Source organism: Kitasatospora sp. GAS1066B (assembly GCF_041262605.1).
Lineage (GTDB): Bacteria > Actinomycetota > Actinomycetes > Streptomycetales > Streptomycetaceae > Kitasatospora.
This window is the reverse complement of record NZ_JBGCCO010000031.1, coordinates 1-16912: the sequence shown is the minus strand read 5'-3', so window position 1 is coordinate 16912 and position 16912 is coordinate 1. Positions and strand designations below refer to the sequence as shown.

The following is a 16912-nucleotide window of genomic DNA, read 5'->3' as shown; positions in this document are numbered from 1 at the left end:
CACAGTGACGCGCATCACGCCGCACGCCGCCCCGGCGGCACCATCGTCGCCCACCGGGGCGCGTCCGACCAGAAGTTCGAACCGAAACGGTGCCGAGTCGCCCGTCAGCGGGTGAGCGCGGCGCGCAGCCGGGTCTCGTCGACCCGCCAGAAGTCGTGCTGGCGGCCGTCCACCAGGGTGACCGGGATCTGCTCCCAGTACTTGCGGTAGAGCTCCTGGTCCTGGGTGATGTCGCGCTCCTCGAAACCGGCCCCCAGTTCGGCGGTGACCCGCGCGATCACCTCCCTGGCCTGCTCGCAGAGGTGGCAGTCGGGCTTGCCGATCAGCGTCACGGTCCGGTCGGCGGGGTTCTTGGCACGGCGCAGGAGTGGAGTCACCGACCCATTGTGCGACGCCTGCGCGTCACCGCCCGGCGCCTCCACCGTCATGATGGCTGACTATGCTCGGTGCCATGGCCGCGCTTCGAAGGCTCACCAAGGCAAGGCGTTCCCCCTCCGAGCGGGCCGCCCTCGCGGGCGAGGCCGCCGCCGACGCCGCCGAGCAGGCGCTGCGCGAGGCCGCGCCGCTGCCGGCCACCGCCGAACAGGAGCCCGCCGGACCGCCGGTGGACCACCCGCAGGGCGCCGCCTTCTTCGACTGCGACAACACGATCCTGCAGGGCGCGGCGGTCTTCTACCTCGGTGTGGGGCTGTACCGGCGCAACTTCTTCACCCGGCGCGACGTGGCCAAGTTCGCCTGGCAGCAGGCCTGGTTCCGGCTGCACGGCACCGAGGACCCCGGTCACATCGCCGACGCCCAGCACACCGCGCTCTCGCTGGTGGCCGGCAAGCGGACCGCCGACCTGGAGGCGATCTGCGAGGAGATCTTCGAGGAGATCGTCGCCGCCAAGGTCTGGCCGGGCACCCGGGCGCTGGTCCAGATGCACCTGGACGCCGGCCAGCGGGTCTGGCTGGTGACCGCGGCCCCGCAGGAGGTGGCCCGGGTGATCGCCCGCCGGCTCGGCATGACCGGCGCGCTCGGCACCGTGGCCGAGGCGGTGGACGGCCGCTACACCGGGCGGCTGGTCGGCGAGATGCTGCACGGCCCGGCCAAGGCGGCGGCGGTGCGGGCGCTGGCCCGGCGCGAGCAGTTGGACCTCGGCCGGTGCGCCGCGTACAGCGACTCGGCCAACGACATCCCGATGCTCTCGCTGGTCGGGCACCCCTTCGTGGTCAACCCCGACGGCCGGCTGCGCAAGTACGCCCGGGCGCACGGCTGGCGGGTGCAGGACTTCCGCACCGGCCGCAAGGCGGTCCGGATCGGCGTGCCCGCCGCGGTGCTGCTCGGGGCGGCGGCCGGCGCCACGGTGGCGGCGATCGCGTTGCGCCGCAAGCGGCGCTGAGCGCGACAGGCCCTGGGCGGATCGCCCGCGACACTCCCGAAACGCCGTCAGGCGCGCTGTCACCAGCGGACTTTGCGGTGCCGTCGGCGTGTTGCGGCAACTGACCGGTTCTGATCGTTCGAACGGCCCGGAAAGTCTGGGATTGGCAGCCGCAACGACGGGGAACCCGCCCGTCCGACCTCGTAATCGGTCACACTCCGCCGTCATATGCACACCAGCAGCGTGCGGTTCGACGCCCTGTTCGGTCGGTTTCAGCTCACATACCACGTGAAGTGGATCCGAAACGACCACTTCCACCACAGGGTGTAGCTGTCATTGCACAAAGCGTTATTCTCTCTGGGATGCACGCCCACCCCAGGTGTCCCCCGGACGGGGTGACGCCTGGGGTGGGCGTGCTCTCCGCGCAGGCGGAGGTGATCCGTCCACAGTTCTGCCTCTGGGAGTCCCGTGTACCCACCCGTCCGGAACGACGCGCCTGCTCCCTCCCGCCCGTCGCCCCCCGTCACCAGGACCCTGCCCCGTGCGGCCGAGCGCAACCTGCGCCTGCTGCGCTCCCTGCTGCGTGCCCAGCTGGCCGTGCTGCCCGAACTCCTCGGCGCCGAACCGGTGCTGGCCGGCGGTGCGTTCGTGCCGGCCCCGGCCCACGGCCCCGGTCTTGCGCTGCGCTCCACCGCCGCCGGCACCCGTAGCCGTGGCACCGGCCTGCGCGGCCGCACCGGGACGCTGCCGCACCAGGGCACCGAGACCGAGCAGAACCCGATCATGGAGCTGGTCGAGCGGGCCCAGGCCGGCGAGAGCGAGGCCTTCGGCCGGCTCTACGACCACTACTGCGACACGGTGTACCGGTACATCTACTACCGGGTCGGCAGCCGGGCCACCGCCGAGGACCTGACCAGTGAGACCTTCCTGCGCGCGCTGCGCCGGATCGGCACCTTCACCTGGCAGGGGCGGGACTTCGGGGCCTGGCTGGTGACCATCGCGCGCAACCTGGTCGCCGACCACTTCAAGTCCAGCCGGTTCCGGCTGGAGGTGACCACCGGGGAGATGCTCGACTCCAACGAGTGCGAGCGCAGCCCCGAGGACTCGGTCCTGGAGTCGCTCTCCAACGCCGCCCTGCTGGACGCGGTCCGCCGGCTCAACCCGCAGCAGCAGGAGTGCGTCACGCTCCGCTTCCTGCAAGGCCTCTCGGTCGCCGAGACCGCGCGGATCATGGGCAAGAACGAGGGCGCGATCAAGACCCTGCAGTACCGGGCCGTCCGCACGCTGGCCCGGCTGCTGCCGCCGGACGCCCGGTGATCCGGCCCGCCTGCCCGCGGTGAACCCAGCTGAACTTCTCTGAGGGTAGTTGACGGCAAGTCACCCACCAGGCCGTTCCCACACGTCCGGGTGAGAATGCGGTCACATGATCAGTCGTGCGTAACCGACCGCCCGCACCGCTCGTTTCCCAGCGTGCAAACCCCCTCGGGAGCCGTGGTCAAGCCAAGCCGCGAACAGTCACCCGAAGGAGTGGATTTGGCCCGCCGCGGCAACCGTCCGGCAGGCCCGGGAGTCGACAACGACGAAGGGAGGTGTGGCCCGTGACGGCAAACGTGCTGGAGCACCGGCGGGCGAAGGCCTTCGCCGAGGCGCTGGAGGCCCACCGGACGGGACAACCGGCGAACAGAGCGGTCCTGGGGCAACTCCTCGACACGGCGGAGGCGTTGACCGCCATCGCCGCGCCCGCCATGGACGCAGAGGTCAGAACCGTCCAACGAGCCACGCTGCTGGCCGCGTTCGAGCAGCACGCCGCAGGCGGGCTGGCTGCACTATCCCCCGGCCGGGAGCGCCGACGGCGCCACCGCGCCGAGCGGGTCGGCCAACGGCGCCGCTGGGGACGGCGGTTCGCGATCACCGGTCTGGTCGCCGGGGTCACCGTCGGCAGCTTCGCGGGCGTTTCGGCCGCGAGCTCGGGCGCACTGCCCGGGGACCCGCTGTACGGCATGAAGCGCGGCCTGGAGGGCCTGCGTCTGGACATGGCGGGCTCGGACGCCGAGCGCGGCGCGCTGCTGCTCGACCAGGCCTCCGCCCGGTTGGCCGAGGCCCGTTCACTGGTCGGCCAGGGCGGCGGGCCCGACGGTCTCAGCCAGAGCACGGTGCAGCGGCTCAACTCCGCGCTGCGGGACATGCACGCCGAGGCCGCCAAGGGCCGCGACCTGCTGCGCGCGGTGTACCAGGCGAACGGCTCGCTCGCCCCGATGCGCAAGCTGGCCGACTTCGCCGAAGCCCAGGACGGCCACTGGAACGCCCTGCAGCCCAAGCTGCCGGCGCAGTTGACGCCGGTGGCCGGTCAGGTGGACCAGCTCTTCGGCGATCTGAACCAGGAGGTCTCACCGCTGCACCTCGATCCCGGCCACAGCGGCCCGGCGACCCGCGACGCCTCGGGCTCCCCCGTCACCGGCGGGCGGTCGGGCGCCAGCCTGCCCGCCTCCGGCGCCCCGAACACGGGTGGCGGAACGTCGGCCGGCCAGGACCCCAGCGGTGGCCAGGCGGGCAGCGGGCAGCCCTCGGCGGGCGGTGCGGCGGCGGGGAGCGGCACCAAGTCCGGTGGCGCGCCGGCCGGTCCGCTCGGCGGCGGCAACCCGGTGAGCGGTCTGGTGAACGGGCTGACCGGTCCGCTGACCGGCTCCGGTGGCACCCCCGCCGCGCCGTCGGCTCCTGCGGGCAACTCGGCGGCCGCCCCGACCCCGGGCAGCACTCCCGCTCCGGGAGCCGCCTCGGGCGCGCCCGGCCAGAGCGGCGGCACCCCGGCCACCGAGCAGGGGCTCAACCTGCCCCCGCTGATCCCCGGGCTGCTCCCGGGGCTCGGCCTGGACGGGAACTGACGGCCTGACGAGCTGAGAAGAGGGGGGGGGGGGGGGGGGGGGGCCCCCCCCCCCCCCCCCCGGCGGGGGGGGGGCCCCCCCCCCGGGGGGGCCCCACCGCCGGCGGCGGGGGGGGGGGGGGGGTGGGCCCCCCCCCCCCCCGGGGGGGGGGGGGGGGGGGGGCCCCGCGCCGCCCCCCCCCCCCCTCCCCGTTGCCGTCAGAAGAACACGCTGCGGCGGTCCACCAGTAGCCGGTACAGGGTGTGCTGGATGGTCTCCCGCACCTCGTCGGTGAGGTTGAAGACCAGCATCGGGTCCTCGGCCGCCTCCGGCGGGTAGCCGTCGGTCCGGATCGGCTCACCGAACTGGATCGTCCACTTGGTCGGCAGCGGCAGCACCCCCAGCGGGCCGAGCCAGGGGAAGGTCGGGGTGATCGGCAGGTAGGGCAGCCCCAGCAGCCTGGCCAGGCTCTTCACGTTGCCCAGCATCGGGTAGGTCTCCTCGGCGCCCACGATCGAGCACGGCACGATCGGCACCTGGGCCCGCAGCGCGGAGGCGACGAACCCGCCGCGCCCGAACCGCTGCAGCTTGTACCGCTCGGCGAACGGCTTGCCGATCCCCTTGAAGCCCTCCGGCCAGACGCCGACCACCTCGCCGCGCTCCAGCAGCGCCTGGGCGTCCTCGTTGCAGGCCAGCGTGTGCCCGGCCTTGCGGGCCAGCTCGCCGACCAGCGGGAGCACGAAGACCAGGTCGGCGGCGAGCATCCGCAGGTGGCGCCGGGCCGGATGGTGGTCGTGGATGGCGACCTGGGTCATCAGCGCGTCCAGCGGGACCACCCCGGAGTGGTTGGCCACCACCAGGGCGCCGCCCTCGGCCGGGATGTTCTCGATGCCGCGGACCTCGATCCGGAAGTACTTCTCGGCCAGCGGCCGCAGCGCGGAGAGGAAGACCTCCTCGGTCAGCTCGCGGTCGAAGCCGAACTCGTCCACCTCGTAGTCACCGGTGATCCGGCGCCGCAGGAAGGCCAGCCCACTGGCCGCCCGGCCTTCCCAACCCTTGCCGAACACCGACTCCGTCACCGGTCCGAGCCGGTCGGCCAGCAGGTCGCCCAACAGGTCACCCAGACCGTCGGCCAGTCGGGCGGCGACGGCAGCGAGGTCGGCACCCGCCTCGTCGCCGGCCGGCGACCAGCTCGGGGCGGACTCGATCGGGATCACCTTGGCCTCGCCGGGCAGCTCCTCGTGGGCGGCACTCATCGGGCCTCAGCTCCTGTCGTCAGGGGTGCGCACGTCCTCGGGGGTACGCAGCAGCGCGGTCAGCCGGTCGGTCACGGTGGCCAGCCGTTCGGGGGGCAGCAGACCGGCGCGCTGCCCGGCGGCGAAGTCGGCGAAGGCCTCGGTGGTGCTGAACCGCGGGCGGTAGCCGAAGACCTCGCGCAGCGCGGTGGTGTCCACCACCCGGCCGTGCGCCAGCAGGCCGATCTGCTCGGTGGAGAAGTCCGACACCCGACTCCGCTTGGCCAGCGCGGCCACCCAACCGAGCGCGGGCAGCAGTATCGGCACGGTGGGCCGGCCCAGCCGCCGGGCGCACTGCGAGAGCAGCAGCACGCCCTCGCCCGCGACGTTGAAGGTGCCGGTGCGCCGCGGCTCGCCCTCACCCGGGTCCAGCGCGGCCAGCCGCAGCACCTCGACGGCGTCGTCCTCGTGCACGAACTGCAGCCGCGGGTCGTGGCCGAGCGCGGTGGGCAGCACCGGCAGCGTGAAGTACTCGGCGAGCGGGGTGTCGGCGCCGGGGCCGACCAGGTTGGCGAACCGCAGCACGCTGACCGCGACGTCGGGGCGGCGCCGGGCGAAGCCGCGCACGTAACCCTCGACCTCCGCCGCGTCCTTGGCGAAGCCGCCGGTCGGCAGGGTCTTGGGCTGGGTCCGCTCGGTGAAGACGGCCGGGTCGCGCGGGGTCGACCCGTAGACGCCCGTGGTCGACTTCACCACCAGGCGGCGGAGCACGGCGGACTGCTGGCAGGCACCGAGCAGCTGCATGCTGCCGATGACGTTGATCTCCTTGACCGTGGCCCGCGCCGAGGTGCCCGGGTTGGTGGCGCTGACGTTGAGGTGCACCACGGTGTCCACCGCGTACTCGGCCAGCACGCGGGCGATCGCCGGGCGGCGCAGGTCGGCGTGCGCGAAGACGAAGTCGGCACAACGGCTGTGGTCCAGCGGTGCGACGGACCCGACCGGACGGCGCGGCGGCTCGGTGTCCACCCCGACCACCAGGTCCACCCCCGGCTCGCGGCGGATCCGGTCGACGAACCGGGCACCGAGTTGCCGGGCCACGCCGGTGACCAGCACGACCTTGCCCACGTCCTCGCCGCCCTCCCTGCCGTCGCCCCGCTGCCACGGGTGGTTGCACCGTACCGCGTCGGCTCCCCGAAACAGACGTTGCCCGCCCCGGCAAGCCGGGACGGGCAACGGTTGCACCTGGAGCGGGGCTCCGAGGGTGTTACTTCTTGTTGCGACGCTGCACGCGGGTCCGCTTCAGAAGCTTGCGGTGCTTCTTCTTGGCCATACGCTTGCGACGCTTCTTGATGACAGAGCCCACGGAACAACCCTCGCTCACTGAGACTTCCGCCCGTGAGAGACGGAGTCCATACGACTGACGGAGGGCCTAGCCTACCGTTTGCGCGGCCAGCACCGTAATCGGGACCGGACGCACCCCCCGGTCAGGCGCTCTGACGGCCGACGTAGGAGTCCTTGAGGTAGTCGTGGACCGCCTGTTCGGGCACCCGGAAGGACCGGCCGACCCGGATGGCGGGCAGCTCTCCGCTGTGCACCAGCCGGTACACCGTCATCTTGGAGACCCTCATGACCGAGGCGACTTCCGCCACGGTCAGGAAGTTGACCTCTTGCAGGGGGCGTTCGCCGGAACTCATGACCTCACCCGACCCTTTTCCGTGTGCAAGGCACCGGCTTCCCCTCCGGTGACTCCACCGACACACGCGTATCCCCAGAGTAGTTGCGGGTGGTACGCGTGGGAAGAGGGGGATGCCGACTCCTTGTACGGTCAGAGATCCCCCTGTTGCAGTACGTAGGCGGTCAGTCGTCTGCCCCAGTCCGCCTCACGTCGGCGCCACTCCGGCCGCACCTCGGCCGCGCGTCCGGCGATCGGGCGGGAGCAGGGCGGGCCGGGTTCAGGCCAGCAGGCCGAGCTGGGGGAAGGCCGCCCGGCGGGTGGCCAGGATCGCCTGGTCGAGGCGGTCGCCGGGGTCGTAGCCGGACTCGGCGAAGTCGCGGAAGTGCGCGTCGGCGCCGTCGGTCATCCGGCTCGGGGCGGGGCAGCGGGTGCGCCGGTAGACCTCGGCGCGCCAGGCCTCGGGGGTTTCGGTGGCCGGGTCGACGGGGTGGCCGGCCGCGATGGCCACCAGGTGGGTCCAGGTCCGCGGCACCACGTCCACCACCGCGTAGCCACCGCCGCCGAGCGCCACCCAGCGTCCCTCGCAGTGCCGGTGGGCCAGCTCGTGCAGGGCGCCGGCGACCGCGCGCTGGGCGTCCACGGTGACCGCGAGGTGGGCCAGCGGGTCCTCCAGGTGGGTGTCCGCGCCGTGCTGGCTGACGATCACCTGGGGGTCGAAGGCCGCGATCAGCTCGGGGACCACGGCGTGGAAGGCACGCAGCCAGCCGGTGTCGCCGGTGCCGGCCGGCAGCGGGAGGTTGACGGCCGAGCCGGGCGCCTGCTCGCCGCCGGTCTCGGTGGCCCAACCGGTCTGCGGGAACAGCGTGCTGGGGTGCTCGTGCAGCGAGATGGTGAGCACCCGCGGATCGTCCCAGAAGGCCTGCTGCACCCCGTCGCCGTGGTGCACGTCCACATCGACGTAGACGACCCGCTCGGCGCCCAGTTCGAGCAGCCGGGCGATCGCCAGGGCGGCGTCGTTGTAGACGCAGAAGCCGGAGGCCCGCCCGGGCATCGCGTGGTGCAGGCCCCCGGCGAAGTTGACGGCGTGCCGGGCCCGGCCCTGCCAGACCGCCTCGGCGGCGCCCACCGACTGACCGGCGATCAGCGCGGAGGCGGTGTGGATGGCCGGGAAGACCGGGTTGTCCTCGGTGCCCAGGCCGTGCCGCTCGTCCAGGGTGCCGGGGTGTGCGGCAGCTTGCCGGACCGCCTCGATGTAGTCCAGCCGGTGGACCAGGTGCAGGGTCGACTCGCCCGCCGGCGGGGCGGCGGTCACCGTCACCCCGGGCAGCCCGGGCAGCCCGAAGGCCTCGACCAGCCGCATGGTGAGCGCGAGCCGGGTCGGGTCCATCGGGTGGGTCGGGCTGAAGTTGTAGGCGGTGACCCCCTCGTCCCAGAAGAGGCGCAGGCTGCAGGGCTGATCAGACTCGGCTTGAGGCATGGTCCAAAAGTAGTGGCTGGCGTTCGGCGGGAGCGAAGTGCCCGGCCAGCGGGACCACCACGAGCACCAGCAGCATCGGCGCCAGCAGCGCCCAGCGGAACGAGCCGGCCCCGGCGATCGCGCCGACCAGCGGCGAACCGATCAGGAAGCCCACGTAGTTGAAGAGGTTCAGCCGGGCCACCGCCGCGTCCGAGTCCTGCGGGAAGAGCCGCCCGCCGGCCGCGAAGACCTGCGGGATGACCGCGCAGATGCCGAGCCCGAGCACGGTGAAGCCGGCGATCCCGGCCCACGGCGCGGGCGCCAGCGCCGCGATGCCGAAGCCGAGCGCCGCCACCGCGGCGCCGCCGCGCACCACCGCGGCGGCACCGAAGCGCTGCACGCCGCGGTCGCCGAAGGTGCGCCCGACCAGCAGCGCGACCATGTAGCCGGCGTAGCCGAGCGCGCCCACCCGGTCGCCGCTGTGCAGCGTCTCGGTCAGGTACTTGGCGCTCCAGTTGGAGACCGTGGAGTCGGCGATGTAGGCGAAGGCCATCGCGGCGCAGAGCGGCAGCAGCGGCTTCCACGGGATCGACCGGGCGGCGGCCGCCACCGCCTCCTCGACCGCGTGGCCGAGTTCACCCGGCCCGGCGAAGAACCGTCCGGCGATCAGCGCGGCCGGGACCAGCACCGCGACACTGGCACCGAAGAGCGTGATCAGGTGCAGGTGCGCACCGCCGCTGGCGAGCAGCGCGCCGATGATCCCGCCGGCGCTGAACGCGGCGTGGAAGCCGAGCATGATCGAGCGGCCGTAGCGGTGCTGCAGGCCGACCCCGAGCATGTTCATCGAGGCGTCCAGCGCGCCGACCAGCAGCCCGAAGGCGGCCAGCGCCAGGGCGAGCGCCCAGAGCGAGTGCCCCAGGCCCACCCCGACCAGGGTCAGGCAGACGGCCGGCTGGACGATCCGCAGCACGGTGCGCGGGGCGGTCCGTTTGACGAGTTGCTCGGAGCTGATCGACCCGACGCCGGCCAGGATCGGCACGGCGGCCAGGAAGATCGTCAGGGTGCCGTCGGACAGCCCGTACTGCCGCTGGATGCCCGGGATCCGGGTGACCAGCAGGGCGAAGGTGATGCCCTGGAGCAGGAAGGCGACCAGCAGGGCGGTGCGGGCCTGGCGCAGCCGAGCCGAGACTTCGGCGGGTACGGCCTGGGTCGTCATCCGGACCTCGCTCACCACCGGTCCAGTGACTACTGGCCGGTACGACGATATTGGCGCGAGCGTAGGGGGTGGGCGCGGGTTTGGGGAGAGGGCCGACGGCAACGATCGGGCGACGAGGACGATCTGGCCTCGATCAGGCGTCCAGCAGCTCCAGCACCTCGGCCAGGCCGCCGATCAGCCCGGTGGCACCGGCCTCGGTGAGCCGCTCGGCCGGGGTGAGCGCGGTGTAGCCGTACACGTCCATCCCGGCGGCCCGGGCCGCCAGCACGCCCATCGGGCTGTCCTCGATCACCAGGCAACGCGCCGGTGCCACCCCCAGGGTGCGGGCGGCGTGCTGGAACAGGTCGGGCGCGGGCTTGCCGACACCGACGTCCTGGGCGCTGAAGATCCGCTCCTCGGGGAGCAGGCCGCGCAGTCCGGTGAGGTCGAGCGCGGCGCGGATCCAGTCGTGCCCGGCCGAGGAGGCCAGGCAGTACGGCACGCCGCGCCGGCCGAGCTCCTTGAGCAGTTCGGCGGCGCCGGGCACCGGCGTGAGCTCGGTCGCGAAGGCGGCGAACACCCGGTCGTGGAAGGCCTGCGGGAAGTCGGCGGGCAGCGTGGCGCCGAACCGCTCGGCGACCAGCTCGCGCACCGCGTGGCTGGCCCGGCCCATCAGCTCGCGGTAGGAGTCCTCGACGGTGATCGGGAAGCCGAGGCCGGTGAGGTACTCGGCCAGCAGGCGGTTGGATATCGGCTCGCTGTCGACCAGCACGCCGTCGTTGTCGAAGATGACCAGGTCGTGGTTCACCGCTGTCACTTCCCGCCGGAGGCCAGCTCGCGGGACCGGTCGCGGGCTGCTTCCAGCGCGCCGAGCAGCGCCGCCCGCACCCCGTGGTTCTCCAGCTCGCGGATGGCCGCGATGGTGGTGCCGGCCGGCGAGGTGACCGCCTCGCGCAGCTTGACCGGGTGCTCGCCGGAGTCCCGCAGCATCACCGAGGCGCCGATCGCGGACTGCACGATCAGGTCGTGCGCCACCTGCCGGGGCAGGCCGAGCAGGATGCCGGCGTCGGTCATCGCCTCGACCAGGTAGTAGAAGTAGGCGGGGCCGGAGCCGGAGAGCGCGGTGGCGGCGTCCTGCTGGGACTCGGGCAGCCGCAGCGCCTTGCCGACCGACTGGAAGATCTGCTCGGCCCGCCGCAGGTGCTCCTCGCCCGCGTGCGAGCCGCCGGAGATGACGCTCATCCCCTCGTCCACCAGGACGGGGGTGTTGGGCATCACCCGCACCACCGGCGTGCCGGCCGGCAGCCGGGCCTCGAACCAGCGGGTCGGGATGCCGGCCGCGGCCGAGATGACCAGCCGGTCGCTGCCGACGTGCGGGCCGAGCTCCTCCATCAGCGTTCCCATGTCCTGCGGCTTGACCGCCAGGATCAGGGTGTCGGCCAGCTTGGCCGCCTCCCGGTTGGTGCAGGCGCCGACCCCGTACCTGCGGGCCAGCTCGGCGGCCCGCTCGGGACGGCGGGCGGTGACCCAGACCTCGGCCGGGCGCTTGCCGGCCCGCAACAGACCGGAGAGCAGCGCTTCGCCGATCTTGCCGGTGCCCAGGAAGGCGATCCGCTGGGGATGGACGGCGCTGCTGGTCATGGCGTGGCTCCTTGATCACCGCGACAGTACTGCCGCCCATCCTCGCACCCGGCCCTGGGCCGTCGGGGGACCCGTCCACCGGGCGGACGGCTCCCCCGACGGCCCAGGGGCGACCAGGCGGTGGTCGAGCATCGCTCGCGCGACGCGCCCGGGCGTCGGGGAGTGAGGAAGATCGCACGGGAGTCTCCGGAGGATTCGCCGGACCGGAGCGCAACCGGGACATCGGACAGTGCGCCCCCGCTTCGCACGGGTTTGTGACTGATCATCAGCGACAAGTTATATTTCTATTTGTCAATTTACTAGTAAATCCCGATCCGCCCGCCGCTCCCGATAACGGCGAAGTCTGGGAGGTTCACCATGCCAACCCCGCCACGGAGCCCTCGGTCGGCGACGCCGGCACCCCACCGGCCGACCACGCAGGGTGGCGACGGCCGGGAGCGCCGATGAGCTCCCTGGACCTCACCACCCGCCTGCTGGCCGGCCTGGCGGTGCTGCTGGGACTGAGCCGCGGCGCCGGACGGCTGGCCACCCGGTTCGGGCAGCCGGCCGTGCTGGCCGAGATCGCGGTGGGCGTGGCACTCGGCCCCTCGGTGCTGGGGCGGCTGCTGCCGCGGGTGCACCAGCAGCTCTTCGGCCGGGACGTGCAGTCGGTGTTGAACGGGCTGGCCCAGCTGGCGGTGGCGCTGTACGCCTTCGAGATCGGGCGGCACCTGGCCGACCGGAAACAGCGGCAGGCCGGCCCGGCCACGGCCGGTGGGCGGGCGCCGCTGGTGCTGGCGGCGGTCTCGCTGCTCACGCCGGCCGCCGCCGGGCTGGCGCTGGCACCGCTGCTGCACGCGCACCGGCTGGCCGGCCCGGGGACCGGATTGGGCGCCTTCGCCCTCTTCCTGGCCTGCGCGCTCGGCGTGACGGCGGTCCCGGTGCTGGCCCGGATCCTGCAGGACCGGGGCCTGGCGGAGACCACCGTCGGACGGCTGAGCCTGCTGGCCGCCTCGGTCGGGGACGCGGCCTGCTGGTGCCTGCTGGGCCTGGTGCTCTTCCTGGCCGGCCGGATGGGGTGGCCGCAACTGCTGGCCGCACTGCTCGGCGCGGGGCTGGCGGCGCTGGTCGCCGGGTACCGTGCCCGGCGGCCGCACCTGGCCGCGCGGCGGGAGGCGAGCACGGTGACGGTGACCGGTGCGATCTGCCTGGCGGCCGCGGCCTCCTCGGCGCTCGGGCTGCACCCGCTCTTCGGCGGGCTGATGCTCGGGCTCGCCTGGCCGGCGAGGGCCTCGGCGATCAGTTCGCTGACCGTCGGCTCGCCGGGCGGCGGCTCAACGGGCGCGGGGTCACCGGGCGTCGGTTCACCGGCTGTCAAATCCGCACTCGACGTTCGGTCAACCCGGCCGCCGGCGCCGCGCCCCGGTCCGCGGTCGAGCCCGGCGGTCGGCCAGCTCGCCGCCGTGCTGCTGCCGTGCTTCTTCCTGGGAACGGGGCAGCAGGTCGATCTGGGCGCGGGCCTGCTGGACGGCGGCTTCCTGCTGCTGGTGGCGGCGCTGCTGGCGGTCGCCACCGCGACCAAGTTCGCCGCCTGCGCGGTGGTCGGCGCCCGCTACGGCTTCCCGCCCAGGGACGCGCTGCGCCTGGGGGTGCTGATGAACACCCGCGGACTGACCGAGATCGTCGTGCTGACCACCGGCTACCAGGCCGGGCTGATCGGTCACCGGCTCTTCGAGGCCCTGCTGCTGGTCGCCCTGCTGGCCACCGCGGCGGCCGGCCCGGCGCTCAGCCTGCTGGCCCCGCGCCGGGCGCCGGTCACCGGACGGCCTCAGGCGACGAGCTTCTCGTAGACCCGCAAGGTGCGCTCGGCCACGCCGGTCCAGGAGAACCGCTCCACCGCCCGCCGCCGCCCGGCCGCGCCGAGCAGCTCGGCCAGGTCCGGATCGTCGAGCAGCCGGTTGACGGCGGCCGCCAGGCCCAGGGTCAACTGCTCCGGCTCCGCCGGCTCGCCGGTCCCGTCGGTCCTGGGCCGGTACTCGACCAGCAGCCCGGTACCGCCGTCCTCGACCACCTCGGGGATCCCGCCCACCGCGGTGGCCACCACGGCCGTCCCGCAGGCCATCGCCTCCAGGTTGACGATGCCCATCGGCTCGTAGAGCGAGGGGCAGACGAAGACCGTGGCGTGGGTGAGCAGTTGGCGCAGGCTGCGGCCGTCGAGCATGCCGTCGATCCGCACCACGCCGGCCCGCCGGCGGCTCAGCTCGGCCACCAGCTCGGCCACCTCGGCGGCGATCTCGGGGGTGTCGGCCTGGCCGCAGCAGAGCACCAGTTGGGCCTCGGGACGCAGCTCGAAGGCGGCCCGCAGCAGCTGCGGCAGGCCCTTCTGCCGGGTCACCCGGCCGACGAAGAGGACGATCGGGCGCTGCGGGTCGATGCCGTACCTGACCAGCGTGTCGATCCGCGGATCGGCCTGGTAGATCTCGGTGTCGATGCCGTTGTGGATCACCTGCACCCGCTCCGGGTCGATCTCCGGATAGGTGGTGAGGATGTCCTCGCGCATCGCCGTCGAGACCGCGATCAGCGCGTCGGCGGCGAGCGCCGCCGACCGCTCGAGCCAGCTCGACAGCGCGTATCCGCCGCCCAGTTGCTCGGCCTTCCACGGCCGCAGCGGCTCCAGGCTGTGCAGCGTCATCACGTGCGGGACGCCGTGCAGCAGCTTGGCCAGGTGTCCCGCGGCGTTGGCGTACCAGGTGTGACTGTGCACCAGGTCGGCGCCGGCGCAGTCGGCTGCCATCCGCAGGTCCGCGCCGAGGAAGCGCAGCGCCGCGTTGGCATCGCCCAGGTCGCTGGGCAGCGGGTAGGCGCGGGTGTCCGGCTCGCTGCGGGGGGCGCCCAGGCAGCGGACGTTGACCTGGGCGAGCTGTCGCAGCGCCCTGGTGAGCTCGGCCGCGTGCACACCGGCGCCGCCGTAGACCTCCGGCGGATATTCCCTGGTGAGCAGGTCGATCCGCATGGTAATTCCCTTCTGGCGAGGTGGCAGCGGGAACTGACGGATCATCAGCAGCAGGCCGGCGGTCCATTGGGAGTCGGCGTGGCGTTGGCCGTGACGGGCGGCGGCGTCGGCGTTGCGGCAGCCGCGCCACCTGCGGTGACGGCCAGGACGCCGGTCATGGCCAGCAGAGTGGCGGCGAAGAAGAGCGGAAGGATCTTGCGCATGGGCTTTGCCTTTCGCTGAGTCACTTTTGTTGACAGCCAGAGTCAATCTTACTTGACCATAGAAGTCAATGATCATCTTTCGCGCTGACTCACCCCACCGGAGAGTGACCATGGCGTACGGGGGAACATCACACCGTGCTGGGGACGTTCGCCGTACCAAGGGGCCATGCGTGGGGCGATAGCCTTGGCGGGGGCCAGCTAGTGATGTAAAAGATGGAGTCAAATGGGTATCTCGCGAGGTACGGCTCAAAGCGCCGCCCTCCCCGTTGACCGGAGAACCATGGAGCAATCACAGAGCGGGACGAATGGCATCGGGCAGCGGCTTCGCGAGCTGCGCCAGAAGCGTGGCCTGAATCAGCAGGACCTCGCGTCCGCGGATATCTCGGTGAGCTACGTGTCGCTGATCGAGACCGGGAAGCGCGCGCCCTCGGAGACCGTGCTCAAGTCACTGGCCGAACGGGTCGGGTGCACGGTCGACTACCTGCGCACCGGACGGGACGACACCCGGGTCAAGGAGCTCGAACTCAAGATCGTCTTTGGTGACATGGCGCTGCGCAACGGTGCCAACGGCGAGGCCCTGCAGTCCTACAGCGAGGCCCTGGCGAACGCCCCGCTGCTCGACGAGGCGATGGTCCGGCGGGCCAAGCTCGGCCAGGCGCTGGCCTTCGAGAAGCTGGGCCGGCTCGAGGCCGCCATCCAGCTGTTCAACGCGCTCTACGACGACCCGGAGACCACTCCGGGCTCGGCCGAGTGGGCCCAGCTCGCGGTGGCCCTCTGCCGGGCCTACCGGGACGCCGGCGACCAGGTGATGAGCGTGGAGGTCGGCGAGCGGGCGATGAAGCAGCTCGACCGGCTCGGCCTGGACGTCACCGACGACCACATCCAGCTGGGCGCCACGCTGATCGGCTGCTACTACAACCGCGGCGACCTGACCCAGGCCCAGTTGCTGAGCAACCGGCTGACCCAGGTCGCCGAGGAGAACGGCTCGCGGGTCGCCCGTGGCGCGGTCTACTGGAACGCCGCGCTGGTGGCCAACTCGCGGGGCCAGGCGAAGGAGTCGCTGGCGCTCGCGGAGCGCGCACTGGCGCTGATGGCGGAGTCCGACAACGTCCGCCACATCGGTCTGCTCAAGGTCAACTGCGCCGCCTACCTACTGGAGATCGACAGCTGCGACCTGGACCACGTGGCGGTCCTGCTGACGGAGGCGCAGGAGACGATGCTGGAGGTGGGCACCGCGGCCGAGCAGGCGAGCGTGGAGACCTACCGCGCGCGGCTGGCGCTGCGCCAGGCCGACCCCGACGCCGCTCTGGAGCGGGCCAGCCGGGCGCTCGGCCTGCTGCGCAACGAGTCCCGCTGGGAGTCCGCCTCGGCCCGCGTGGTGCTGGCCCAGGCCCAGTTCGAGCGGGGCGAGGCCACGGCCGGCGCGGAGACCCTGCACGCGGTGGAGCGCCAGCTCGGGCAGATCCCGGTGAACCGGAACACCGCCCTGGTCTGGCGGCAGGCCGGCGACGTCTGGCAGCTCAACGGCCACCCGAACGAGGCCCTGGCCATGTACCAGCACGCCCTGTCCGGCGTCGGCCTGGTGCCGCTGAAAGGGGCCACCCGGGTCACCGCCCCGCTGATCTGAGCGCCGGGCGCGGCCGACGCGCCCGCGCCCGGTCCACTCAGCCCGCCTCGGGAACCGGTCCGGCCGGCCGGGCCCCGGTCAGCCGAGCCGCCGTCAGCGGCAGCTCCGGCCCCTGCGGGCAGAGCCACACCGTGGCCAGTGGCGGCAGCGTCAGCTCGGCACTGAACGGCTGGCCCTGCCACGGCAGTTCCTCGGCCTGGTGCGGACCGGGGCGGCCCGAACCGGCGCCGCCGTAGCGGGAGTCGTCGGTGTCCAGCACGACCTGCCAGACCCCGGCCGCCGGCAATCCGATCCGGTAGCCGGTGCGCACCGACGGCGACAGGTTGCTGACCGCCACCAGCGAGCGTCCCGCCGCGTCCCGGCGGACGAAGCAGTAGACGTTGTCCTGGGCCGCGTCGGCGTCCAGCCAGGCGAAGCCGGCCGGGTCCGCGTCGAGTTGCCACAGTGGCGGGCAGTCCTGGTAGACCTGGTTCAGGTCGGTCACCAGCCGTCGTACGCCCCGGTGGTCCTCGGCGGCCGGCCAGCCCTCGTCCAGCAGCCACCACTGCGGGCCCTGCTCGTGGTCCCATTCGGCGCCCTGGGCGAACTCCTGGCCCATGAAGAGCAGTTGCTTGCCGGGGTGGGCCCACATGAAGCCGAGGTAGGCGCGGTGGTTGGCCCGCTGCTG

General features: G+C 73.1%; 17 protein-coding genes. 5 read left to right on the top strand and 12 right to left on the bottom strand.

The window, feature by feature from the left end; translation table 11 throughout:
- Positions 1 to 104: 104 nt before the first annotated feature.
- On the bottom strand, positions 105 to 377 hold the full coding sequence (locus ABH937_RS29365; RefSeq protein WP_280693346.1) for a glutaredoxin family protein: 273 nt from the start codon (positions 375 to 377) through the stop codon (positions 105 to 107).
- A gap of 74 nt (positions 378 to 451) precedes the next feature.
- On the opposite strand from ABH937_RS29365, the gene ABH937_RS29360 reads away from it, so the two are divergent.
- The 3 genes from ABH937_RS29360 to ABH937_RS29350 all read left to right on the top strand — a co-directional run bounded on the left by ABH937_RS29360 (position 452) and on the right by ABH937_RS29350 (position 4242).
- Positions 452 to 1381, top strand: coding sequence for an HAD family hydrolase (locus ABH937_RS29360; protein ID WP_370220019.1), 930 nt, complete (start codon positions 452 to 454; stop codon positions 1379 to 1381).
- Positions 1382 to 1894: 513 nt separating this feature from the next.
- A complete protein-coding gene (locus ABH937_RS29355; protein ID WP_370220053.1) occupies positions 1895 to 2677 on the top strand; it encodes an ECF subfamily RNA polymerase sigma factor, BldN family in 783 nt (260 codons plus the stop codon).
- A gap of 281 nt (positions 2678 to 2958) precedes the next feature.
- A complete protein-coding gene (locus ABH937_RS29350) occupies positions 2959 to 4242 on the top strand; it encodes a DUF5667 domain-containing protein (RefSeq protein ID WP_370220018.1) in 1284 nt (427 codons plus the stop codon).
- Positions 4243 to 4439: 197 nt separating this feature from the next.
- Here ABH937_RS29350 and ABH937_RS29345 read toward each other — a convergent pair whose 3' ends face one another.
- The 8 genes from ABH937_RS29345 to proC form a co-directional block, all read right to left on the bottom strand.
- A complete protein-coding gene (locus ABH937_RS29345) occupies positions 4440 to 5477 on the bottom strand; it encodes a lysophospholipid acyltransferase family protein (RefSeq protein ID WP_280688061.1) in 1038 nt (345 codons plus the stop codon).
- Between the two features lie 6 nt (positions 5478 to 5483).
- Positions 5484 to 6581 (bottom strand): NAD-dependent epimerase/dehydratase family protein, encoded by a 1098-nt coding sequence (locus tag ABH937_RS29340; RefSeq protein ID WP_280688063.1) that lies wholly within the window; start codon positions 6579 to 6581, stop codon positions 5484 to 5486.
- A 139-nt stretch (positions 6582 to 6720) separates the two neighbouring features.
- Positions 6721 to 6819: a 30S ribosomal protein bS22 gene (locus tag ABH937_RS29335; RefSeq protein ID WP_003948845.1), complete on the bottom strand. Its 99-nt coding sequence runs from the start codon at positions 6817 to 6819 to the stop codon at positions 6721 to 6723.
- Positions 6820 to 6940: 121 nt separating this feature from the next.
- Positions 6941 to 7150: a helix-turn-helix domain-containing protein gene (locus ABH937_RS29330; protein WP_035847941.1), complete on the bottom strand. Its 210-nt coding sequence runs from the start codon at positions 7148 to 7150 to the stop codon at positions 6941 to 6943.
- Positions 7151 to 7408: 258 nt separating this feature from the next.
- Entirely contained in the window at positions 7409 to 8608 is a 1200-nt protein-coding gene (locus ABH937_RS29325) for an acetoin utilization protein AcuC (protein WP_280688067.1), read from the bottom strand.
- Positions 8589 to 9854, bottom strand: a complete 1266-nt coding sequence (locus ABH937_RS29320; protein WP_370220052.1) for an MFS transporter — start codon at positions 9852 to 9854, stop codon at positions 8589 to 8591. Before ABH937_RS29320 ends, ABH937_RS29325 begins: the two co-directional genes overlap by 20 nt.
- A gap of 82 nt (positions 9855 to 9936) precedes the next feature.
- Positions 9937 to 10590 (bottom strand): HAD family hydrolase, encoded by a 654-nt coding sequence (locus ABH937_RS29315; RefSeq protein ID WP_280688071.1) that lies wholly within the window; start codon positions 10588 to 10590, stop codon positions 9937 to 9939.
- Between the two features lie 5 nt (positions 10591 to 10595).
- Positions 10596 to 11423, bottom strand: a complete 828-nt coding sequence (gene proC, locus ABH937_RS29310) for a pyrroline-5-carboxylate reductase (RefSeq protein ID WP_280688073.1) — start codon at positions 11421 to 11423, stop codon at positions 10596 to 10598.
- A 443-nt stretch (positions 11424 to 11866) separates the two neighbouring features.
- Between proC and ABH937_RS29305 the strand changes: the two genes are divergently transcribed.
- Positions 11867 to 13252 (top strand): cation:proton antiporter, encoded by a 1386-nt coding sequence (locus ABH937_RS29305; protein WP_370220016.1) that lies wholly within the window; start codon positions 11867 to 11869, stop codon positions 13250 to 13252.
- Here the strand turns inward: ABH937_RS29305 and glgA are convergent.
- Positions 13231 to 14415 carry a glycogen synthase gene (glgA, locus tag ABH937_RS29300; protein WP_280688077.1) on the bottom strand — a complete coding sequence of 395 codons (1185 nt, stop codon included), beginning with the start codon at positions 14413 to 14415 and terminating at the stop codon, positions 13231 to 13233. The two genes, ABH937_RS29305 and glgA, sit on opposite strands and share 22 nt — an antisense overlap.
- 44 nt (positions 14416 to 14459) lie before the next feature.
- Positions 14460 to 14618, bottom strand: coding sequence for a hypothetical protein (locus ABH937_RS29295; RefSeq protein ID WP_280688079.1), 159 nt, complete (start codon positions 14616 to 14618; stop codon positions 14460 to 14462).
- 280 nt (positions 14619 to 14898) lie between these two features.
- Here ABH937_RS29295 and ABH937_RS29290 point away from each other — a divergent pair, with 280 nt between their 5' ends.
- The gene (locus ABH937_RS29290; protein WP_370220015.1) at positions 14899 to 16245 is read left to right on the top strand and encodes a helix-turn-helix domain-containing protein; all 1347 of its coding nucleotides are present in this window, start codon (positions 14899 to 14901) and stop codon (positions 16243 to 16245) included.
- Positions 16246 to 16282: 37 nt separating this feature from the next.
- On the opposite strand, the gene ABH937_RS29285 is transcribed toward ABH937_RS29290, so the two are convergent.
- A partial coding sequence (locus ABH937_RS29285) for an alpha amylase C-terminal domain-containing protein (protein ID WP_370220014.1) occupies positions 16283 to 16912 on the bottom strand: 630 nt, incomplete at its 5' end.